Annotated in this window: 22 protein-coding genes; 9 read left to right on the forward strand and 13 right to left on the reverse strand. The window is 62.9% G+C overall.

Annotated features, from left to right (window positions below):
* Positions 1 to 2: 2 nt before the first annotated feature.
* A complete protein-coding gene (locus FJ970_RS26355) occupies positions 3 to 1,136 on the reverse strand; it encodes a site-specific DNA-methyltransferase (protein WP_140761064.1) in 1,134 nt (377 codons plus the stop codon).
* A gap of 177 nt (positions 1,137 to 1,313) precedes the next feature.
* Between FJ970_RS26355 and FJ970_RS26360 the strand changes: the two genes are divergently transcribed.
* Positions 1,314 to 2,003: an HAD family hydrolase gene (locus FJ970_RS26360; protein WP_140761118.1), complete on the forward strand. Its 690-nt coding sequence runs from the start codon at positions 1,314 to 1,316 to the stop codon at positions 2,001 to 2,003.
* 265 nt (positions 2,004 to 2,268) lie between these two features.
* Here the strand turns inward: FJ970_RS26360 and FJ970_RS26365 are convergent, their stop codons facing one another.
* Positions 2,269 to 2,730, reverse strand: a complete 462-nt coding sequence (locus tag FJ970_RS26365) for a cupin domain-containing protein (RefSeq protein WP_140761066.1) — start codon at positions 2,728 to 2,730, stop codon at positions 2,269 to 2,271.
* A 109-nt stretch (positions 2,731 to 2,839) separates the two neighbouring features.
* Between FJ970_RS26365 and FJ970_RS26370 the strand changes: the two genes are divergently transcribed.
* The gene (locus FJ970_RS26370; RefSeq protein ID WP_140761068.1) at positions 2,840 to 4,402 is read left to right on the forward strand and encodes a winged helix-turn-helix domain-containing tetratricopeptide repeat protein; all 1,563 of its coding nucleotides are present in this window, start codon (positions 2,840 to 2,842) and stop codon (positions 4,400 to 4,402) included.
* Between the two features lie 105 nt (positions 4,403 to 4,507).
* On the opposite strand, the gene FJ970_RS26375 is transcribed toward FJ970_RS26370, so the two are convergent.
* Positions 4,508 to 5,227, reverse strand: a complete 720-nt coding sequence (locus FJ970_RS26375) for a hypothetical protein (protein ID WP_140761070.1) — start codon at positions 5,225 to 5,227, stop codon at positions 4,508 to 4,510.
* Positions 5,228 to 5,357: 130 nt separating this feature from the next.
* Here FJ970_RS26375 and thrC point away from each other — a divergent pair, with 130 nt between their 5' ends.
* From thrC to FJ970_RS26395, 4 genes are read left to right on the forward strand one after another with little or no spacing between them, the layout of a single operon-like run.
* Positions 5,358 to 6,752 carry a threonine synthase gene (gene thrC / locus FJ970_RS26380; RefSeq protein ID WP_140761072.1) on the forward strand — a complete coding sequence of 465 codons (1,395 nt, stop codon included), beginning with the start codon at positions 5,358 to 5,360 and terminating at the stop codon, positions 6,750 to 6,752.
* A 14-nt stretch (positions 6,753 to 6,766) separates the two neighbouring features.
* Positions 6,767 to 8,059 carry a M16 family metallopeptidase gene (locus FJ970_RS26385; RefSeq protein WP_140761074.1) on the forward strand — a complete coding sequence of 431 codons (1,293 nt, stop codon included), beginning with the start codon at positions 6,767 to 6,769 and terminating at the stop codon, positions 8,057 to 8,059.
* Between the two features lie 12 nt (positions 8,060 to 8,071).
* The gene (locus tag FJ970_RS26390; protein WP_140761077.1) at positions 8,072 to 8,668 is read left to right on the forward strand and encodes a GNAT family N-acetyltransferase; all 597 of its coding nucleotides are present in this window, start codon (positions 8,072 to 8,074) and stop codon (positions 8,666 to 8,668) included.
* A 3-nt stretch (positions 8,669 to 8,671) separates the two neighbouring features.
* Entirely contained in the window at positions 8,672 to 11,560 is a 2,889-nt protein-coding gene (locus tag FJ970_RS26395; protein WP_127873126.1) for an EAL domain-containing protein, read from the forward strand.
* Between the two features lie 8 nt (positions 11,561 to 11,568).
* On the opposite strand, the gene FJ970_RS26400 is transcribed toward FJ970_RS26395, so the two are convergent.
* Positions 11,569 to 12,177, reverse strand: a complete 609-nt coding sequence (locus FJ970_RS26400; protein ID WP_140761079.1) for a YqgE/AlgH family protein — start codon at positions 12,175 to 12,177, stop codon at positions 11,569 to 11,571.
* Between the two features lie 172 nt (positions 12,178 to 12,349).
* Here FJ970_RS26400 and FJ970_RS26405 point away from each other — a divergent pair, with 172 nt between their 5' ends.
* From FJ970_RS26405 to FJ970_RS26415, 3 genes are all read left to right on the forward strand, one after another.
* Entirely contained in the window at positions 12,350 to 13,156 is an 807-nt protein-coding gene (locus tag FJ970_RS26405; RefSeq protein WP_140761081.1) for a protein-disulfide reductase DsbD domain-containing protein, read from the forward strand.
* 98 nt (positions 13,157 to 13,254) lie between these two features.
* Positions 13,255 to 13,737 carry a peroxiredoxin gene (locus FJ970_RS26410; protein WP_140761083.1) on the forward strand — a complete coding sequence of 161 codons (483 nt, stop codon included), beginning with the start codon at positions 13,255 to 13,257 and terminating at the stop codon, positions 13,735 to 13,737.
* 93 nt (positions 13,738 to 13,830) lie between these two features.
* A complete protein-coding gene (locus tag FJ970_RS26415; protein WP_140761085.1) occupies positions 13,831 to 14,307 on the forward strand; it encodes a DUF2938 domain-containing protein in 477 nt (158 codons plus the stop codon).
* 121 nt (positions 14,308 to 14,428) lie between these two features.
* On the opposite strand, the gene FJ970_RS26420 is transcribed toward FJ970_RS26415, so the two are convergent.
* From FJ970_RS26420 to FJ970_RS26460, 9 genes are all read right to left on the reverse strand, one after another.
* Positions 14,429 to 14,725, reverse strand: coding sequence for a type II toxin-antitoxin system RelE/ParE family toxin (locus FJ970_RS26420; protein ID WP_140761087.1), 297 nt, complete (start codon positions 14,723 to 14,725; stop codon positions 14,429 to 14,431).
* Positions 14,715 to 15,059 carry a type II toxin-antitoxin system ParD family antitoxin gene (locus FJ970_RS26425; RefSeq protein ID WP_411966599.1) on the reverse strand — a complete coding sequence of 115 codons (345 nt, stop codon included), beginning with the start codon at positions 15,057 to 15,059 and terminating at the stop codon, positions 14,715 to 14,717. The genes FJ970_RS26420 and FJ970_RS26425 overlap by 11 nt, the downstream gene beginning before the upstream one ends.
* A gap of 54 nt (positions 15,060 to 15,113) precedes the next feature.
* Positions 15,114 to 15,692, reverse strand: coding sequence for a histidine phosphatase family protein (locus FJ970_RS26430; protein ID WP_140761090.1), 579 nt, complete (start codon positions 15,690 to 15,692; stop codon positions 15,114 to 15,116).
* A 38-nt stretch (positions 15,693 to 15,730) separates the two neighbouring features.
* Positions 15,731 to 16,264 (reverse strand): ribonuclease HI, encoded by a 534-nt coding sequence (rnhA, locus tag FJ970_RS26435; RefSeq protein WP_140761092.1) that lies wholly within the window; start codon positions 16,262 to 16,264, stop codon positions 15,731 to 15,733.
* The gene (locus FJ970_RS26440) at positions 16,261 to 17,238 is read right to left on the reverse strand and encodes a homoserine kinase (RefSeq protein ID WP_140761094.1); all 978 of its coding nucleotides are present in this window, start codon (positions 17,236 to 17,238) and stop codon (positions 16,261 to 16,263) included. Before FJ970_RS26440 ends, rnhA begins: the two co-directional genes overlap by 4 nt.
* 6 nt (positions 17,239 to 17,244) lie before the next feature.
* Positions 17,245 to 18,255, reverse strand: coding sequence for a 4-hydroxy-3-methylbut-2-enyl diphosphate reductase (gene ispH / locus FJ970_RS26445; protein ID WP_140761096.1), 1,011 nt, complete (start codon positions 18,253 to 18,255; stop codon positions 17,245 to 17,247).
* A gap of 70 nt (positions 18,256 to 18,325) precedes the next feature.
* Positions 18,326 to 19,081 (reverse strand): SURF1 family protein, encoded by a 756-nt coding sequence (locus tag FJ970_RS26450; protein WP_181178700.1) that lies wholly within the window; start codon positions 19,079 to 19,081, stop codon positions 18,326 to 18,328.
* Positions 19,078 to 19,464, reverse strand: coding sequence for a DUF983 domain-containing protein (locus FJ970_RS26455; protein ID WP_140761098.1), 387 nt, complete (start codon positions 19,462 to 19,464; stop codon positions 19,078 to 19,080). Before FJ970_RS26455 ends, FJ970_RS26450 begins: the two co-directional genes overlap by 4 nt.
* A gap of 18 nt (positions 19,465 to 19,482) precedes the next feature.
* Complete coding sequence (locus FJ970_RS26460) at positions 19,483 to 19,725, reverse strand: hypothetical protein (protein WP_140761100.1); 243 nt, start codon at positions 19,723 to 19,725, stop codon at positions 19,483 to 19,485.
* Between the last annotated feature and the right edge of the window lie 61 nt (positions 19,726 to 19,786).

Consider the following 19,786-nt stretch of genomic DNA (forward strand, 5'->3'; position numbering starts at 1 on the left):
AGTCAGCCCCCTGCCCGCTCCATGCCGAGGCGGGCAATGCGGCGCAACTCGTCGATCGGGGTCAGCCCGCCGCTGCGCTCATAATGCCAGAAGGTCCAGCCGTTGCAGGCGTCCAGCCCCTGCACCTCGGCGCCGATCTTGTGGATCGAGCCGGCGCTGTCGCCGATCGCTACCGTGCCATCGGCGCGAACCTTGGCGGCCCAGCGCTTCTTGGCGTCATAGAGCGTGGCGCCGGGCGTCACCAGCCCGGTGTCGATCAGGCTGACGAAGGCGACGCGCGGCTCGGCGCGTTTGCCGGTAAGCACGGTGAGATCCGCTTCGTCGAGCGGCCGCACGGCATCGATGCGCGCATTGGCGGCGTCGATATAGGCTTGCTCGCGCTCGATGCCGACGAAGTGGCGGCCGAGGCGCTTGGCCACGGCACCCGTCGTGCCCGAACCGAAGAACGGGTCGAGCACCACGTCACCGGGCTTGGTCGAGGCCATCATGATGCGGGCGAGCAATGCCTCGGGCTTCTGCGTCGGATGCAGCTTGTCGCCATTGTCGTTCTTCAAGCGCTCGCCGCCGGTGCAGATCGGGAACAGCCAGTCCGAGCGCATCTGGATGTCGTCGTTCGATGCCTTCAGCGCTTCATAGTTGAAGGTATAGCCCTTGCCCTTCTGGTCGCGCGAGGCCCAGATCATCGTCTCATGCGCGTTCTGGAAGCGGCGGCCGCGGAAATTCGGCATCGGGTTGGTCTTGCGCCAGACCACGTCATTGAGAATCCAGAAGCCGAGATCCTGCATCTTGGCGCCGACCCGGAAGATGTTGTGGTAGGAGCCGATGACCCAGATCGTGCCATTGGGCTTCAGTACGCGGCGCGCCGCCAGCAGCCAGGCGCGGGTGAAGGCGTCATAGGCTTCAAAACTCTCGAACTGGTCCCAGTCGTCGTCGACCGCGTCGACCTTGGACTGGTCGGGACGGTGCAGATCGCCGTCGAGCTGCAGATTGTAGGGCGGGTCGGCAAAAATAACGTCGATCGACTTTTCCGGCAGGCGGTCGAGCGCCGCGACGCAATCGCCTTTCAGGATGGTGTCCAGCCATTCGGATTGCTGGGGAGCGTGGGAGAGCTCGTCGAGAAGACGCACGGCTGACATTTTTTACACCCAATGCACGCGTTACTGTTTACTCCCCGTTATGGTTACCGATCAGCGTAAATATTCGGTGAAGGCGCGCGGATGGCCACCGGATTTGCGAAGGTCCGGCCATTGGTGTATGCCGCGCCGCTCGAGCCCTCAGCGGCCATCCCTCCATCCTCCATCGTCCGGATCACCATGCCCCAGCCAGACCTTGTCATCTTCGATTGCGACGGCGTGCTCGTCGATTCCGAAATCATCGCCGCGCGGGTCGAGGCCGAATTGATCACCCTGGCCGGATATGAAATCTCGGCGGAGGAAATTGCCGAGACCTATGCCGGCCTGACCTTCAAGGACATACTGATGCGGATCGAGGAGAAGTCCAAGATCCCGTTCCAGGTGTCGCTGATCGATCGCGCCGAGGAACTGGTCGACCGCAAACTGCGCAGCGACGTGCGTGCCATCGAGGGTGTGCGCGAAGCGGTCGCCTCGGTCACGGCGCAGCGCTGCATCTGCTCCAATTCACGTTCGGAGCGGATCGAATTCATGCTGGAGAAGGTGCATCTGCTGCCATTCTTCGCCGGGCGCATCTTCTCGGCGATGGAGACGCCGACCGGAAAGACCAAGCCGGCTCCGGACGTGTTCCTGCATGCCGCCGAAAAGCTCGCCGCCAACCCGGCGAACACCTTCGTCATCGAAGATTCCGTGCATGGCGTCACCGGCGCCAAGGCCGCCGGCATGCGCGTGATCGGTTTTACGGGTGCCAGCCACAGCTATCCCGGCCATGCCGATGCCCTGACGGAGGCCGGCGCCGAGACGGTGATCCGCCGCTGGGCGGAGCTGAAAAGCGTGATCGCGGCGCTGTCGGAATGGTCGGAAGACGCCTAGAGCATGATGCCGAAAAGTGTGAAGCGGTTTTCGGACGACATCATCCTCTATCTCTTTGATTTAGAGACGGATTCAGATTTCAGGTCGACTCGACCTGAAATCATCCGGCTCTAGGGCGGCTCGCTGGAAACTCTGCCCGCGAAGATTTCCAGCGCGTCCGACCCTTGCTTAGCCGGTGTCGTTCCCGAAGCGCGTCCGGCGGCTCGCGGAAGAACGGTCCGAACTCAGAAAGGCCCGGAGCGGCCATCGAAGTCTGGTGACGAGCCTACGCGCGCGTCGTCAAAGTCGAGAGCTGGTCGGTGTCGTAGCGATTTCGCAGATCGGCGAGCGCTTTTGGATCCGGCGCCCCTTGCGCCGCGAGGCTGGCGAGCTCTTCGAAATAATGCTCATGGCCAGGCGGAGAAACGGTCATCAGCACGCGAGCCGGTTTCTCGCTGACATTGGTGATGTTGTGCGGCACCCCCGGCGGGATGAACAGAAAGGTTCCAGGCGTCGCGCGGATCGTCTCGTCGCCGAAATGCCACTCACACTCGCCGTCGAGCAGGTAGAAGGTCTCCTCCTGCACCCGGTGCACATGCCGCCCGGTGGCGAACTGTGGCGGGATCGTCCAATCGAACATGCTGGTGTGCTTGGTATTCTCGCCGGTTACGAGGAAAGCCATGGGATGACCACGCAGCATGACGCCTTTCTTCTCATCGGGCCTGCGGATGAAGGCATTGGCGCTCATATGACCCTCCTTTGGCTGGGCGCATGCTTTTAACAAGCATTTGTGCAACATCGGCCGTTCGTGGCGGAAAGTCGTGAATCCGTTCCCAAAAATTTGCTAAAAGACTCTGATGACCGTAAGGGGCGACCTCTACCAGTTCGGCCCGTTCCGCCTCGATCCGGAGGTGGGCATTCTTTTTTGCTGGGGTGAGCCGACCATACTTGGGCAACGCGCCGTCGCGCTGCTGCGCCTGCTGATCCAGAATGCGGGCGTTCCCGTATCCAAGGACACGCTGATCGAGGCGGGCTGGGGCGGATTGGCGGTTGCCGATAACAATTTGACGGTTCAGATCGCAACCTTGCGCCGCGTCCTGGCCGACACGGCGAATGTCGACAGCTGGATCGAAACATTGCCGCGCCGCGGCTATCGCTATGTCGGACCGGCTGTCACCAGGAATGTTCCTGATGCCTCGGCCGCCGTCCGCGCCGCGTCGGCACCGACCTTGCCCGGGAAGCCTTCCGTCGCCGTCCTGCCGTTCTCCAACTTGAGCGGCGATCCGCAGCAGGAATACTTCGCCGATGGAATGGTGGACGACATCATCACAGGCCTGGCACGCATCAAGTGGCTGTTCGTCATCGCACGAAACTCGACCTTCACCTACAAGGGTCGTGTCGTGGACGTGAAGCAGGTCGGTCGCGAGCTCGGCGTTCGCTATGTCCTCGAAGGCAGTGTGCGCAAGGCCGGCGGTAATGTGCGTGTTACCGGGCAGATGATCGATGCATCGACCGGTGCGCATGTATGGGCCGAGCGCTACGACCGAAGCTCCGAAGACATATTTGCGCTTCAAGACGAGATCGCGCTGTCAGCAGTGGGCGCAATTGCGCCGAGCGTGCGGAAAGCCGAAATCGAACGTGTCAGGCGGAAGCGGCCTGACAGCCTCGATGCCTACGATCTCGTGCTGCAAGCCCAGCCCGACGTCGATTCAGGCATGCCGAAGCAAGTGACCAGAGCGCTGCTGCTTCTTGACCGCGCTATCGCACTCGAGCCGACTTATGCGCTGGCACATGGCAATGCCGCGATGTGCCACCATTGCCTGTTTCTTCGCGCCGGCTTGCAGGAGATCAACCGTGCATCTTCGATCCGTCACGCCCGGTCTGCCATTGTCCATGGACAGGATGATGCGCTCGCTCTGACCTGGGCCGGCTTTTCCATCGGAATGGATGCTCACGATCGCGCCGCTGCATTTACTGCATTGGAGGCCGCGCTCGCCATCAGTCCGTCATCGGCGCTGACCTACATTCTTGGCAGCGTCATCCTCGGATGGAGCGGCGAAGCCGAGCGCGCGATAGAATGGAGCGAGCAGGGTATGCGGCTAAGCCCGTTCGATTCGTGGACTTGGGCGGCATTTGACGCTCAAGCAATGAGCCATTTGCTGCGCGGTTGTTACGAAGAAGCTTGCCGTGCGGCCTACAAGTCCGTTCAAGCCAACCCGGCGCATAGTATCACTTATGTGCAATTGGCTGCCGCGCTGGCCAACCTTGGCCGATTGGATGAAGCGAAGGTGGCCGCCGCTCGCGTGCTCGAGCTTCAGCCTGGCTTTCGCTACAGCCGCCAGTTCGCAGGCGTGAATTGCGCGCCCGCGCTCGCGGAGGCTCTTGGAAGCGCACTACGACGCGCGGGACTGCCCGAGTAGCTCGGTTGACTGCGTGGGGGTCTTGGTCGGCCAGCGATGCCGCCGTTGTCCCCTGCATGTGACGATGCGCCTCGGCAAACTCGCCGCGAGGCACCTGGGCTTCGTTCAGTTCGTTGCTTTCTTCTTCTTGCGCTTCGGCTTGTCGGTCGTCGCCTTGGGCGCGGTTTCATCATAACCGGCATAGGCCTGATAGTCCGCGGCCGTTGGCGCTGGTATGACGACATTGGAATCGGTGAAGACAAACTGGGTGGCGACCGAGGGATCGGTCACCTGAACCTGGTACTGGTGGATCTGCGAATAAAGTACGTCGGTGCCATGCATTACCGCCGTGCGGATCGGCATGGTGATGGTGCCCGGCGTGAACTTCGGTCCCGGTACGATTTTGCCGGCAACCGCTATCTTCATCGTCAGTTGTCCGTCGGCACGGCTGCAATCGCGGGTCACGTCGCTGATCGACGCCTGATAAATGATCCTCGCCGAATCGTCGGGCGGCGTAGCAGCAGCGGCGTCAGCCGCGGCCTGGGCCGCGGCATCCGCGGCCGCGTCGCCGGTCTTCTTGAGCTTCGGTTTTGGCTTCTGGACCTCGTTGACATAGGTGTTGAAGAAGGCGGTGCCATCGCGCACGGTCACCCTAGGGCAATAGGCGTTCAGCTGGCTGGCCAGCACCTTGGGATCCTGTGGCGGCGGAGGCGCCGTCGGGTCCTTCTTGCCGAAACCGAGGTTCAGGATGCCATTGTCGCCTGATTGGCAGCCGGCGGCGGCAAGCATAAAGCCCGTGAGCGCAAGACCCGCCAAAAAGCGACCACTTGATATACGAAACGCCATGAAACTGCACTTCCCTCTCGCAAAGCTGGTGACGTATATCAACCGCGCGGCAAAAATGCGACTAGAGCCGGTGCAGAAATTAACCACCTTGTGGTGAACGGAAAAATCAGGCGGCAAACGGATCTGTGACATGCATTATGTGAGTACCCGCGGGGAAGCGCCCGCGCTTGGATTTTCCGACGCCATCCTGACTGGGCTGGCGCGCGATGGCGGGCTCTATGTGCCGCGCGAATGGCCGCACTTCTCGCAGGCCGACATCCGCGCCATGCGCGGCCTTGCCTATCCCGACCTCGCCATACGCGTGTTGACGCCGTTTCTCGGCGGCGAGATCGCCGCGCCAGTCTTCGAGCGCCTCGTCCGCGAAGCCTATGCCACCTTCCGCCATGAGGCCGTCTGCCCGTTGGTGCAGACCGGCGCCAACACTTTTGTCCTCGAACTCTTTCATGGGCCGACGCTGGCCTTCAAGGACGTGGCGATGCAGTTGCTTGCCCGGCTGATGGACCATGTGCTTGCCGAACGCGGCCAGCACGCGACCATCGTCGGCGCCACGTCGGGCGATACCGGTGGCGCGGCCATCGACGCCTTTGCCGGGCGCAGCCGCACCGACATCTTCATCCTTTTTCCGCATGGCCGCGTCTCGCCGGTTCAGCAGCGGCAGATGACCACATCGACGGCTGAAAATGTCCATGCGCTGGCGATAGAGGGCAATTTCGACGACTGTCAGGGCCTGCTGAAGGATATGTTCAACGATCACGGCTTTCGCGACCAGGTGTCGCTGTCGGGGGTCAATTCGATCAACTGGGCACGGATCATGGCCCAGATCGTCTATTATTTCTCCTCGGCACTCTCGCTCGGCGCACCGGACAGGCCGGTGTCGTTCACGGTGCCGACCGGCAATTTCGGCGATATCTTCGCCGGCTATGCCGCCAAGAAGATGGGCCTGCCGATCGAACGGCTGGTCATCGCCACCAATGACAACGACATATTGGCACGCACCTTTGCGACCGGCGAATACCGGACCAAGGGGGTCTTTGCGACCACCTCGCCGTCGATGGACATCCAGGTTTCGTCGAACTTCGAACGCCTGCTGTTCGAGGCCTCAAATCGCGATGCGGCAACGGTGCGGCGCTACATGGCCGGCCTGAAGCAATCGGGCGCTTTCACCATCGAAGCCGCGGAAATCGCCGGGATGCGGTCCGAATTCGACGCCGGCCGCGCCGATATGGACGAGGTTGCCGCCACCATCCGCTCGACGCTGGCAAACAGCAACTACCTGCTCGATCCGCACACGGCGGCGGCCATGCACGTGGCGGCGGGCAAGGCTGGCGCGGTGCCGATGGTGGTGCTGGGCACCGCCCACCCGGCGAAATTCCCGGCCGCCGTCGAGGCCGCCAGCGGGGTCTCGCCCGCCCTGCCCGCATGGCTAGGGGGATTGATGACATTTGAGGAAAAATACACGGTACTTCCATCCGACCTCAAAATGGTGGAAGATTACGTCAGCCGCCGCGCGCGGGCGGCGCGTTAAGGAGTACGAGCCATATGGGTGTTGAGGTAAGCCGTCTGTCGAACGGCCTGACAGTCGCCACCGAAACCCTTCCAAGTATCGAATCGGTTGCCTTGGGTGCCTGGGTCAAGTCGGGTGCCCGCAATGAACGCGAAGAAGAGCATGGCATGGCCCATCTGCTCGAGCACATGGCGTTCAAGGGGACGAAGCGGCGGAGCGCCTTCGAGATCGCCTCGGAAATCGAGGACGTCGGCGGCGAGATCAATGCCGCCACCAGCGTCGAGACCACATCCTACTACGCCAGGGTGCTCTCCGACGATGTGCCGCTGGCCGTCGACATCCTGTCCGACATTCTGCAGGAGTCCGAATTCGACCCGCAGGAACTCGAGCGCGAGCAGCACGTCATCCTGCAGGAGATCGGCGCCGCGCACGACACGCCCGACGACATCGTTTTCGACCGTTTCACCGAGACGGCCTTCCGCCACCAGACCATCGGCCGCTCGATCCTGGGCACGCCCGAGACGGTAAAATCCTTCACCTCCAAGCAGTTGCACGATTTCATCGAACGCCAATACGGCGCCGAGCGGATGGTGATCGTGGCCGCCGGCGACATCAAGCACGACAAGTTCGTGCGCGAGGTCGAAAACCGGCTCGGCGGTTTCCGCAGCAAGGCCGACAGCACCATTCCGCAATACGCGCAATATGTCGGCGGCGATTTCCGCGAGGACCGCGACCTGATGGACGCGCAGATCGTGCTGGGTTTCGAGGGCCGCGCCTACCATGTGCGCGATTTCTACGCCTCTCAGGTGCTGTCGATGATTCTCGGCGGCGGCATGTCATCGCGTCTGTTCCAGGAAGTCCGCGAAAAGCGCGGCCTGTGCTACTCGGTCTATGCCTTCCACTGGGGCTTTTCCGACACGGGCATATTCGGCGTCCATGCCGCCACGGGACAGAGCGACATCGCCAAGCTGGTGCCCGTCATCGTCGACGAGTTGCAGAAGGCCGGCGAGAGCATCCTGCAGGAAGAACTCGACCGCGCGCGCGCCCAGTATCGCGCCGGGCTAATCATGTCCGCCGAAAGCCCGGCCAGCCGCGCCTCGCAGATCGCGCGGCAACTGCTCCTGTTCGGCCGTCCGATCGCAAAGGAAGAGCTGATGGAGCGGCTGGCGGCACTGACGGTCGAGCGCTTGACCGATCTGTCGTCGCGGATGTTCTCGACCAAGCCGACGCTTACCGCTGTCGGGCCCGTGGGTACGCTGGCACCATACGAGGCGATCCTCGATTCGCTTCCGGGCACGCAGGCCACGGCCCGCAGGCTCGCCGTCTAAGTCCCAAGCGCCGTGTTCGCGCTCCCTTTCTTTCGCCGTGACCTGCCGGCACTGAAGGGCAACCTCGTCACGCTGCGCGTGCCGTTCACCAACGACTACCGCGAGTGGTCGACGGTGCGCGGCGAAAGCCGGGCGTTCCTGGAGCCCTGGGAGCCGCGCTGGACCCCCGACGAACTCGACCGCACGGCATGGCGCCTGCGCATCAGCCGCTACCGCGAGGACTATGCGCAAGGAACAGCGATCGCCTTCTTCATCTTCGAGCAGTCGAGCGGCAAGCTCGCGGGCGGCATTACGCTCGGCAACATACGCCATGGCGTCTCGCAAAGCGGCCATGTCGGCTACTGGATCGGCGAGCGCTTCGGCGGCCGTGGCCTGATGACCGACGCGGTCAAGGTGGTGACCCGCTTCGCCTTCGATACGCTGAGGTTGCACCGGATCGAAGCCGCCTGTATTCCCGACAATATCCGGTCGATCCGCGTGCTTGAAAAAGCCGGATTCCGGCGCGAAGGACTTCTGCGATCCTATCTCAGGATCAACGGCATCTGGCAGGACCACTACCTCTACGCCCGGATCGCCGACGATCCGCCGGGCGCTGGAACGAAGGACTGATTTTTGACGAATTTCCTGCGAAACGGGCCGCTGTTCGCCTTTCTGCTGGCGACGATGCTGACGCTGTGCGCGGCTTCGTCGGCCTTTGCCGTCGAACCCATCAAGATCGCCCGCGACGATGTCGCGCTCGACCTGTCGCGCGCCGTCGAGATCTACCGCAACCAGGGTGAGAACTTCCAGGTGTCGACCGCGCCCGGGCCGGACGGCATCGTGCGGCGCATCGAGGTCGAGGCCAACGATGCCCGCTCGACCGGCGACTGGGCGGTCTTCGCGCTCGCCAACACCACCGACCAGCAGCTCGACAGGCTGATCGTGGCGCCGCATTTCCGGCTGGTCAATTCCGGCATCTTCTGGCCGGATCTGGGCTCGACGCGCATCGCCGCCATCACGCCCAGCGAAGGCTTCGCACTGGACCGGCAGACCAGCCCCGACGCCGACGTGTTCCGGGTGACGCTGAATCCCGGCACGGTGATCACCTTCATCGCCGAACTCGCTTCACCGAAGCTGCCGCAGGTCTACCTGTGGGATCCGGAATCCTACAAGGATTCGGTCAATTCCTACACGCTGTTTCGCGGCATCGTCATCGGCATTGCCGGCCTTCTGGCGCTGTTCCTGACCATCCTGTTCGTCGTCAAGGGGACGTCGATGTTCCCGGCGACGGCGGCCCTTGCCTGGGCGGTGCTTGCCTATATCTGCGTCGATTTCGGCTTCCTCAACAAGGTCATCGAGATCTCGCCCGGCAACGAGCAGATGTGGCGGGCCGGAACGGAGGTGGCGCTGGCGGCGACCTTCGTGGTCTTCCTGTTCGCTTATCTCAACCTCAACCGATGGCACGGCCATTTCAGCTATGGCGCCCTTGTCTGGATTCTGGGCCTGCTGCTGATCGCCGGCGTCGCCATCGTCGATCCGGCGGTCGCCGCCGGCATCGCCCGCATCTCGTTTGCCGCCACGGCGCTAACCGGGCTCGGCCTGATCATCTTCCTCGGTATTCGTGGTTATGACCGAGCCATCATGCTGGTGCCCAGTTGGGTCATGGTGCTGTTGTGGCTGTGCGGGTCGTGGATGGCGATCACCGGCATGCTCGACAACGACATCGCCCAACCGGCACTTGGGGGCGGGTTGATCCTGATCATCCTGTTGATCGGCTTCACCGTCATGCAGCACGCCTTTGCAGGCGGTGCGCTGCATCAGGGGCTGTTCTCCGATCTCGAGCGACAGGCGCTGGCCGTCGCGGGATCGGGCGATACGGTGTGGGACTGGGACGTGCTGCGCGACCGCGTGGTGACCAAACCTGATGTCAGCATCCAGCTCGGCCTTGCCCCCAACAGCCTGGGCGGGGCCGCGCGCAACTGGCTGCCGGTGCTGCATGCCGATGACCGCGACACGTTCCGCACGACGCTCGACGTCGTTCTGGAGCATCGCCGTGGCAAGGTGGCGCAGAATTTCCGCCTGCGCGGAGCCGACGGGCACTATCACTGGTTTGCCCTGCGCGCACGCCCGGTCATCGGCTCGGACGGCGAGGTCATTCGCTGCGTCGGCACCATGGTCGACGTCACCGAACAGAAGAAATCCGAGGAGCGACTGCTGCACGACGCCGTGCACGACAATCTGACCGGCCTGCCGAACCGCGAGTTGTTCATGAACCGGCTGGAGGCGATCATTTCGATCGCCCGCACCGAAGAGAAGGTGCGGCCGACCGTCTTCGTCATCGACATCGACCGCTTCAAGCAGGTCAATGACGGGCTCGGCATCTCGGCCGGCGACACCATCCTGCTCACCATAGCGCGCCGCCTGCATCGGCTGTTGAAGCCGAAGGATTCGCTGTCGCGCTTCGCCGGCGACCAGTTCGCGCTGATGCTGCTGTCCGAGCAGGATCCGGCCCGCATCGCCGGCGTGGCCGATGCGATCAAGCATGCGATCAACAACCCGATCACCTTTGCCAAGCGCGAGATCGTGCTGACCGCCTCTATCGGCCTGATCACCTGGACCTCGGCGCAGACCTCGGCCGAGGACATGGTCAAGGACGCCGAACTCGCCATGCATCAGGCCAAGCGCTTCGGCGGCGACAGGATCGAGCCGTTTCGCCCTGCGTTCCGCACCGTCGGCACCGACCGTCTGCAGTTCGAATCCGACCTGCGGCGCGCCATCGAGCGGCGCGAGTTCACGCTGGCCTACCAGCCGATCGTGCGCCTGGAAGACGGCAGCGTCGCCGGCTTCGAAGCGTTGCTGCGCTGGGACCATCCACGCCGCGGCATGATTCCGCCGGCCGATTTCATCCCGGTTGCCGAAAGCTGCGGACTGATCGTGCAGCTTGGGCTGTTTGCCATGCAGCAGGCAGCCGAGGATCTCGCAGGATGGCAAAAGCAGATCGGCGATGCGCCGCTGTCGGTCTCGGTCAACCTGTCCAGCCGCCAGCTCATCCGCCGCGACCTAGTCAGCGATGTGCGTTCCGTGATCGCACGCGCCAATTTGAAGCCTCGCTGCTTCCGGCTCGAACTCACCGAATCCCTGGTCATGGACAATCCCGAGCAGACGGCCCATGTGCTGACCAAGCTGAAGCAGCTCGGCATCGGCCTGTCGTTGGACGATTTCGGCACCGGCTATTCGTCGCTCGCCTATCTGACGCGGTTCCCCTTCGACACCATCAAGATCGACAAGAGCTTCGTCGACGACAGCACGCCAAAACGCGCGGTGCTACTCAAATCCATGGTCAACATGGCGCATGAGCTCGGCCTGTCGGTGGTCGCCGAGGGCATATCGGACGAGCGCGATGCGCTGGAGCTGCGCCAGATGGGCTGCGAATATGTGCAGAGCTTCATGTTCGGCGCGCCGATGCCGGGCGACCAGGTGCTGAAGACGCTGAAGGAGCAGTATCCGCTAACCCAGGCTTGAGAAGAATCTCAGGCGTGTCCGGCGGCCATGCTGAGATGGGCGAGATCGATGCCGATCGAGGCGAGAATCCGGTCGTATTTGCGCTCGATGTCGGCGTCGAACAGCAATTCCGGCGTCGCCGGGCAGGTCAGCCAGCCATTCTCGGCGATCTCGGTTTCCAGTTGGCCGGCGCCCCAACCGGAATAGCCGAGCGCCATCAGCGCGCGGCGCGGCCCGCGCCCTGACGATATCGCCCGCAATATGTCGACGGTCGCGGTCAGGCAGATGTCGTCGGAAACGGTGAGCGAGGAGTCCACGCGGTAGTCGCCCGAATGGAGGACGAAGCCCCGACTGCGGTCGACAGGCCCGCCGTTGCGCACGACGAAATCGCGCGCCTGCGCCGGAAGGCGGATCGCCTCCAGCTCGTTCATGATGCCGAGCTGCACCAGAAGGTCCGGAAACAGCATCTGCTGTGTCTGGTTGATGATCAGGCCCATCGCGCCTTCATCGCTGTGGGCGCAGATATAGATGACCGAGCGCGTGAAACGATCATCCTTCATGCCAGGCATGGCAATCAGGAACTGATCGTCGAGAAAGCCGCCGCCGGCGGCTGTCTTCTTGTGGCGCAACAAATCCATGCCAGGCAGGGTACCGTGTTTCCCGGGCGTCGAAAAGATGCGCCGTACCGGATTCGACCAAAGCCCATATTGCCAGGCCGGTCTTGGCTTGCCCGCGAAGGTCACGCAAATATGATATCAGCAAGGCCATGAAATCATTGCGCGGCCACGAACGGACGATCAAATCATCGCCATGCAAAGCTTGAAACTCCTGTTGCTCGGCGCCGCCATCGGATTGGCAACCTCCCTTCCCGCCACCGCCTCGTCATCCGCCTGGTACAATAGCGAGGGCGGCAAGGTGCGGCTGGTGACATCAGGCAAGCCGGACGATGCCGGCCGTATCCAGGGTGTTCTCGATATCGCGCTCAAACCCGGCTGGAAGACCTACTGGCGCGACCCGGGGGACGCAGGTGTGCCGCCGCAGCTCGACATATCGGCCAGCACCAATATTGCCGATGCCACACTGTCCTTTCCCGCGCCGCAGCGCCACGACGATGGCTATGGCAAATGGGCCGGCTACAACCACCCGGTTTCGCTGCCGGTGACGTTCACGCTGGCGACGCCAAACCAGCCGGCTGTTATCGATGCCGACATCTTTCTCGGCATTTGTGAAACCATCTGCATCCCAGTGCAGACACGGCTGAGCGTCGATCCCGCTTCCGATCCCGACAATGCCGACGACGCGGCATTGGTAAAGGCGAGTGTCACTGCATTGCCGGCGGCTGCAAAACCTGACTTCGGCGTCAAGGTGCTCCCGGGCGATCACGAGACGCTGGTGGTCGAGGCGAGTTTTCCTGGCGATCCGCAGGCAACGGATTTCTTCGTCGCCGGCGAGCGCGATTATATGTTCGGTAGTCCTTCCCGCGCGGAAAAGGACGGCAAGTTGATCTTCACCGTGCCGATCCTCGATCGCCCCTCGACGACGCCGACGGACGGCGGGCTCCACTACACGCTGACGAGTTCGGCGGGCGCGGTCGAAGGGCTGCTGCCTTTTCCTTGAGCTTGGCCGTCTCGATACCGGCTGCTGGCCAGTTGCGGAAACAGGCACGTTTCGCTATCGCAAAACGCGTCCTTCCCCAATCCCCAAGCGAGGAACTCATGACCATCTCCGTTGGCGACAAGCTGCCCGAGACGACCTTCAAGACCATGACAGCCGATGGCGCCAAGCCGATCACGTCGGCCGAGATTTTCCCGGGCAAGAAGGTGGTGCTGTTCGGCGTTCCCGGCGCTTTCACGCCGACTTGCAGCAACAACCATCTGCCCGGCTATCTCGAGAACCATGACGCGATCCTGGCGCGCGGCGTCGACACCATCGCCGTCGTTTCGGTCAACGACGTCCACGTCATGGGCGCCTGGGCGCGCTTCACCGGCGGCGAAGGCAAGATCCTGTTCCTCGCTGACGGCAATGGCGATTTCGCCAAGGCGGTCGGTCTTGACGCGGACTTGTCCGGTGGCGGCATGGGCCTGCGCTCAAAGCGGTTTTCGATGATTGTCGACGACGGCAAGGTCACCGCGCTCAATGTCGAGACCAAACCCGGCGTCGACGAGTCCGGTGCGGCTCATATTCTCGGCCAGCTCTGAAGTTCGACGGCCAGTCAGGGCGAGGCCGCAACGGCCAGCCTCGCTTGACAAGCGGCTGCGCTCCAGAACTGCCGGCTCCCCGGGGGATCAATGATGTCTGACATCTTCTGGCGCGCTATCGCGATCGGCGTCGGCGCCACTGTCCTGATGGATATCTGGGCCTTCTTCCTGCACAAGGCGTTCGGCCAGCCACGGCCGAACTGGGGGCCGGTCGGGCGCTGGGTCTGGCATCTCGGCGACAAGGTGTTTCACGACGACATCGGCGATGCGGCGCCCTATGCCCACGAGAAGGCGCTGGGCTGGGCTTTCCATTACTTCGTCGGCATCGTCTACGGCATCATCCTCGTAGTGCTGGTTGGCGCAGGCTGGCTGGCCGCGCCGACATTCTTGCCCGCCTTCATCCTCGGCATCGTCACCGTCGGGGCCGGCTGGTTTCTGCTGGCGCCAGGCATGGGCGCCGGCTGGGCGGCTTCAAAGCGGCCGAACCCGATGCGGATCCGCGCCCTCAACCTCGTGTCGCACACGGTGTTCGCGCTCGGGCTTTGGGGCACGGCGCTGCTGATCCGCTAGACAGCTACAGCATGTCGCGGCGAATAGGATTCGCCCGACCTGCTGTAAGCTTCTGATTTTATGCATGTCGTTATCCCGGAACCGAGGACACTTCCGGGCGACATGCATTAGAACAGACGGTTCAGATCCCGACGCCCGTCCACCACACGGACGATTTCAACCCAGTCGACTGGGCCATCGTCCGTGTCCGGAATGGTTTCGTAGAGCAGTACAAACGGCGCCTCCACCAGCATTCGTGCGGAGGGCCTGATATCCGGTCGCCTGACACCATGCGCGGCTGGTCCGCCAGTTGCCGAGCCCGCGCTTCCAACTGATCATAATAACGATCGGCCGCCCGTATGTTTTCGCTGCCTATCATGATGTAGATATCGATGAGGTCAGCCGTGGCTGCGGATGACCAGACCAGCCTAACGGCCATTCGGCGAGGCTTCCGTCAGCTTTCGCCGAGCTTCCTTTCGCAACATATCGAAATCCACAGGCTCAGATCTGCCGCTTGCCTTGCCTTCATCCCACAGCTGTCTCAGCCGGCGGGTATCGTCATGCCGCAGTTCGCGCTTGGCCAGCCAATCCCGCACCGCTTCACGCACAATCTCGCTTGCGGTGGCATACTCGCCTGCTTCCACAGCCTCGCGCATCAGGGCTGCCTGTTGCGGGGTCACAGCCACGCTCATTTTTTCAACGTTTGCCACGCTGCGTCCTTCCTGCATTGCTCCATAGTAGGAAATATTACTCCCATCCATATCCTTGAGCAACTGCTATGCCACCAGAAGAGCCTGTGCGCCATGCCTACGCTGCCGAGCGCCCGGTCAAGACAGCCTGTCGATCGGCCGCCATCCATGGATGAGGCGGCGCGCGCCGAGATCGTAAGCGAAATAGTTGCCGCCGCCCGCCGGTTGATCCGCTTCGCGGCTGATCTGCCTGTCGCTCAGCGACAGCAGCAGGAGCGTTCCCACGCCTCCATGTCCGACGAAAGCAATGTTGCCGGCGTCGTTGACGTCGAGCACGGCTTCGACCTCGCTCACGATGCGCTGTTGCGCATCGATGGCCCGCTCCCAGCCGCGAACGCTTTCGTGTGGATTGGCGAAGAACTGATCGGCGACCGCCTCGAACTCCGGAGGCGGCAGGAAACCCGTCGCCGACCGGTCGTTCTCATGCATCCGCTGCCTGACCTGCACGGCAAGATTTAGATGCCGCCCGAGCACCTCGGCGGTTTCGATGGCCTTGCGCTCGCCCGACGACACCACACGCCCGATCGATGCGATCCACGGCTGGTCCAGCATTGCGTGTGCCCTGGCCCGGCCGACGTCGGACAGGCCCCAATCCGGTACCGGAATGGTGGCGTCGATCTGAACCTGGGGATGGGTGATGTAGTAGGCGATCGGCATGACAGAAACTCTCCAGCCGGCCGCCGCGAAACGGGAGCTCAATAGCTCTGGGTCGAACGACGAGCCTTCGAGGCCAGCGGTTGTTTTGCCTGGGCATCAGGTTTTGGCGCTGCCGCCGCCGGCCTGAAAGGCCCTTTCTTGAACGGCGCCATGCCTTCCCTTGCCAGTTCGTCGGCACGCTCGTTCTCGGTATGGCCTGCATGGCCCTTCACCCAGTTCCAGGTGACCTTGTGGCGCCGGTTGGCCTCGTCCAGCGCCTGCCAGAGCTCACCGTTCTTGACCGGCTTCTTGTCGGCGGTCTTCCAGCCATTCTTCTTCCAGCCGTGGATCCATTTGGAAATGCCGTCCATGACGTATTTGCTGTCGGTATGAAGCTCGACCGTGCAAGGCTCCTTCAACGCGTTCAGCGCCGAAATGGCCGCCAGCAATTCCATGCGGTTGTTGGTGGTTTCGGCCTCACCGCCGGAAAGCTCCTTGATGGTGCCGTTGAAGCGCAGGATGGCGCCCCAGCCGCCGGGGCCGGGATTGCCTGAACAGGCGCCATCGGTAAAGATTTCAACGTGCTTGCTCATGATGCCCCATTTTCGGCCAATCCATATTCCGAAGGAGACCTGATCGCCCGATGGAACCGCATCCTTCTGATGTATTCGGTCGGGTCGCGTTTCATCACCAGGCCGCCATCGGGCACGGTCAGCCAGTCGTAGAGCCGGGTCAGCATGAAGCGCAGCGCCGAGCCGCGCGCCAGCATCGGCAGCGCCGCCTTCTCCTCGGTGCTCAGGGGGCGCACGCTCTGGTAACCGGCAAGCAATGCCTTGCCCTTGGTAAGGTTGAAGGAAAAATCCTTCTCGAAGCACCAGGCGTTGAGACAGGTCGCGACATCGTAGGCGTAGAGATCATCACAGGCGAAATAGAAATCGATCAGACCCGAAAGCTTCTCGCCGAGGAAAAAGACATTGTCCGGGAAAAGGTCGGCATGGATGATGCCCTCGGGGAGGCCCTTGGGCCAGTTCTGCTCGAAATCGGCGAAGTCGGCGTCGACCTCGGCCGCAAGGCCCGGCTCGACCTCGTCGGCGCGGCCGCGAGACGCATCCCAAAGCTTGCGCCAGCCGTCGAGTGCGAGCGCGTTCGGGCGCCTCATCGAAAAATCGGCGCCGGCCAGGTGCAGCGCCGCCAGCGCCTTGCCAACCTCGGCGCAATGCGTTGCGGCCGGTCGCCGCAGCGAAAGCCCTTCAAGGAAGGTGATGACGACCGCTGGCCGGCCGGCCAGCGTGCCGATGACGCTGCCGTCATGCGCGGTCACCGGCAGCGGGCAGGATACCCCGTTGTTTGCGAGATGACCCATCAATCCGAGAAAAAACGGCAGATCCGCCTTCTCGACCCGCTTTTCATAGAGCGTCAGGATGTAGGAGCCGCTGGAGGTGTGCAGCAGGAAATTCGAATTCTCGGTGCCTTCGGCGATGCCCTTGTAGGACAGGAGATTGCCGACCGGATAGTGCTTCAGGAAAGCGCCGAGTTCGCCCTCCGCGACGTCTGTATAGACCGCCATGGCCGTTCACGCGGCCCCGTTGACGAAGGCCATGTCGGCCGGTGTCAGTTCGACATCGCGCAATACCCGCATGACCGGAAAATCCTCTGTTTCGGTGGCCGTGATGGCCAGGTCGATGGTCACATCGAAACGCTGGCGGAACGCGTCGATGATCTCGTCGACGATGATCTCCGGCGCCGATGCCCCCGCCGACAGGCCGAGGGTCGAAATGCCGCCGATGTCATTCCACGGAATTTCGGCGGCTCGCTGCACGAGAAGCGACATGGCGGCGCCGGCGCGTTCCGCAACTTCGACGAGGCGGCGCGAATTCGAGGAATTGGGGGCGCCGACGATCAGATAGAGGTCGGCACCCGGGGCTGTGTCCTTGACCGCTTCCTGACGGTTTGTGGTGGCGTAGCAGATCGATTCCGCCGCCGGCGCCTGCAGGTCCGGAAAGCGCTCCTGCAGCGCGCGGATAATGCCGGCGGTATCCTCGACCGAGAGCGTGGTCTGGGTGACGAAACCGAGTGCCTTGGGATCGGCTGGCGCAAGCCGGGCGGCATCGGCTTCGGTCTCGATCAGCGTTACCGCGCCTTCCGGCAACTGTCCCATGGTGCCGATCACCTCGGGGTGCCCTGCGTGGCCGATCAGCAGAACGTGGCGGCCAAGCCGCTGGTGACGCATCGCCTGTTTGTGGACCTTGGAGACCAGCGGACAGGTTGCGTCGAGATAGAAAAGGTTGCGGGCCTGCGCGTCCGCCGGCACCGACTTGGGCACGCCATGTGCCGAGAAGACGACCGGCGACTGCCGATGTTCGGCCGGGATTTCGGAAAGTTCCTCGATGAAGACGGCGCCGAGGCTTTGCAGCCCCTCGACGACATAGCGGTTGTGCACGATCTCGTGGCGGACATAGACCGGCGCGCCATATTTCTTCAGTGCCAGCACTACAATCTGGATGGCACGGTCGACGCCCGCGCAAAAACCGCGCGGCTGGCAGAGCCGGATCGTCAGAGGAGGCTTGGCGATTGTGTGAAGCATTAAATCCTGCCGGTTCGTCAGCGCCGAAATGAGGTGCCCACCCCTGCCCTGTCAAGGGTATCGCTCGCGTTCAGTCCTCTTTCGCCGGCCGGCGAAGCCGTAGGATGAGTACGGCGGCAAGCGCCGCGGCAAGCCCATACCAGGTGACAGCGTATTGCAGATGGCTGTTCGGCAGGTCGATGATGGTGACGCCACCGACCGGCAGGCCGCCAGGATTTGGCGTCTTGTCGGCATCGATGAAGATCGGCACCAGCGTGAACCCGGCCGGTAGGCCGGCGCTCGCGGCCATGACGTCGCGATCCTTCCAGTAGAAGATGTTCTTCCCCACATCATTGTCGGGAAGCATCATCGAGGGTTTTGCCGGCAGCGGGTTGCGGGCAAGCCCGGTGACCGTGACCTTGCCCGTTACCTGTCCCTTGGCGCGCTTGGCGGCGTCCTTGAGGTCGTAGGGCACAAAGCCACGGTTGACCAGGACGAACCGGCCATCGTCGAGGGCCAGCGGCGTGTAGACATTGAAGCCGGCATCCCCTTCCCAGGTCGCGTAGAAATGCCGTTCGCCGGAATGCAGGAAAGTGCCGGTAACCGTGACCGGCGTGTAGTCGACGTCACCGGTCGAGTCGAATTCCTTCTCGACCTCGGCCAGCGGCAGCGGCGCCGAATGCGTGCGCTGGTCGATGGTCTGCAGCAGGCCTTCCTTCCAATGCAGGCGCTGGACCTGCCAGGTGCCGAGCGCCAGCAGGACCAAGAACAGCACAAGGCCAAGGGCGAGCAACAGCGCCGATCTCGGCCGCGAACGGCCGCCGGCCCTGACGGAAGCCTCGATCATTCGCCGCGGTCCAGCCGGCCCTCGGCCGCTTTGTTGCGGTATTGCAGGGTGAGCAGCACGCCCTTGATCAACCGGAGCGCCGTCAGGCACAGCACCAGGGCCAGCGGAATCCATATCATCAGATGCAGCCAGAGCGGCGGGCTCAGCGTCACCTCGACCCAGAGCGCCAGGCCGACGATGATGAAGCCGATGATCAGGATGACGAAGACCGCCGGCCCGTCACCGGCATCGGCGTAGGAATAGTCGAGGCCGCAATTGACGCAACGCTTGCCGACTGTGAGAAAGCCGGAAAACAGCCGCCCCTCGCCGCAACGCGGACAACGGCCGTGCAGGCCGGCCGAAATCGGATCGATCGGAGGCCAGATCGCCCTATCTTCACTCATGGTTGTCTTCATTCATGGTCATTGCTCGATGTCGATCGGTGTCCCATCGGCCACCATTGCCCAGATTTCGTCCTTGTCGGAGTCCGTAACCGCAATGCGGCCATCGGTCCAGTCGACCAATTGAAGCAGCCAACCCCACCAGCCGAAGCCGTTCGGCCTTGCGGACACGCACCAGATCATCTTCTCAGCGGCAAGAGCCGGAATGCCAAGACGACAAATGCGCAAACTGCCGAAGTCAGCCGCATCGTCATCGATCGACAATCATTGCGCCGAAAAGAAGAAGGCGGCCACGTCGCCGCGGCCGCCTTCTCTAAAATCGAAA

Source organism: Mesorhizobium sp. B2-1-8 (assembly GCF_006442545.2).
Classification (GTDB): Bacteria; Pseudomonadota; Alphaproteobacteria; order Rhizobiales; family Rhizobiaceae; genus Mesorhizobium.

What these genes read in the sequence shown, in the direction of transcription:
- FJ970_RS26355 (WP_140761064.1), bottom strand. Translation starts at nt 1,136, where the DNA reads ATGTCAGCCGTGCGTCTTCTCGACGAGCTCTCCCACGCTCCCCAGCAA.
- FJ970_RS26360 (WP_140761118.1), top strand. Translation starts at nt 1,314, where the DNA reads ATGCCCCAGCCAGACCTTGTCATCTTCGATTGCGACGGCGTGCTCGTC.
- FJ970_RS26365 (WP_140761066.1), bottom strand. Translation starts at nt 2,730, where the DNA reads ATGAGCGCCAATGCCTTCATCCGCAGGCCCGATGAGAAGAAAGGCGTC.
- FJ970_RS26370 (WP_140761068.1), top strand. Translation starts at nt 2,840, where the DNA reads ATGACCGTAAGGGGCGACCTCTACCAGTTCGGCCCGTTCCGCCTCGAT.
- FJ970_RS26375 (WP_140761070.1), bottom strand. Translation starts at nt 5,227, where the DNA reads ATGGCGTTTCGTATATCAAGTGGTCGCTTTTTGGCGGGTCTTGCGCTC.
- thrC (WP_140761072.1), top strand. Translation starts at nt 5,358, where the DNA reads ATGCATTATGTGAGTACCCGCGGGGAAGCGCCCGCGCTTGGATTTTCC.
- FJ970_RS26385 (WP_140761074.1), top strand. Translation starts at nt 6,767, where the DNA reads ATGGGTGTTGAGGTAAGCCGTCTGTCGAACGGCCTGACAGTCGCCACC.
- FJ970_RS26400 (WP_140761079.1), bottom strand. Translation starts at nt 12,177, where the DNA reads ATGGATTTGTTGCGCCACAAGAAGACAGCCGCCGGCGGCGGCTTTCTC.
- FJ970_RS26405 (WP_140761081.1), top strand. Translation starts at nt 12,350, where the DNA reads ATGCAAAGCTTGAAACTCCTGTTGCTCGGCGCCGCCATCGGATTGGCA.
- FJ970_RS26410 (WP_140761083.1), top strand. Translation starts at nt 13,255, where the DNA reads ATGACCATCTCCGTTGGCGACAAGCTGCCCGAGACGACCTTCAAGACC.
- FJ970_RS26415 (WP_140761085.1), top strand. Translation starts at nt 13,831, where the DNA reads ATGTCTGACATCTTCTGGCGCGCTATCGCGATCGGCGTCGGCGCCACT.
- FJ970_RS26420 (WP_140761087.1), bottom strand. Translation starts at nt 14,725, where the DNA reads ATGGCCGTTAGGCTGGTCTGGTCATCCGCAGCCACGGCTGACCTCATC.
- FJ970_RS26430 (WP_140761090.1), bottom strand. Translation starts at nt 15,692, where the DNA reads ATGCCGATCGCCTACTACATCACCCATCCCCAGGTTCAGATCGACGCC.
- rnhA (WP_140761092.1), bottom strand. Translation starts at nt 16,264, where the DNA reads ATGAGCAAGCACGTTGAAATCTTTACCGATGGCGCCTGTTCAGGCAAT.
- FJ970_RS26440 (WP_140761094.1), bottom strand. Translation starts at nt 17,238, where the DNA reads ATGGCGGTCTATACAGACGTCGCGGAGGGCGAACTCGGCGCTTTCCTG.
- ispH (WP_140761096.1), bottom strand. Translation starts at nt 18,255, where the DNA reads ATGCTTCACACAATCGCCAAGCCTCCTCTGACGATCCGGCTCTGCCAG.
- FJ970_RS26450 (WP_181178700.1), bottom strand. Translation starts at nt 19,081, where the DNA reads ATGATCGAGGCTTCCGTCAGGGCCGGCGGCCGTTCGCGGCCGAGATCG.
- FJ970_RS26455 (WP_140761098.1), bottom strand. Translation starts at nt 19,464, where the DNA reads ATGAGTGAAGATAGGGCGATCTGGCCTCCGATCGATCCGATTTCGGCC.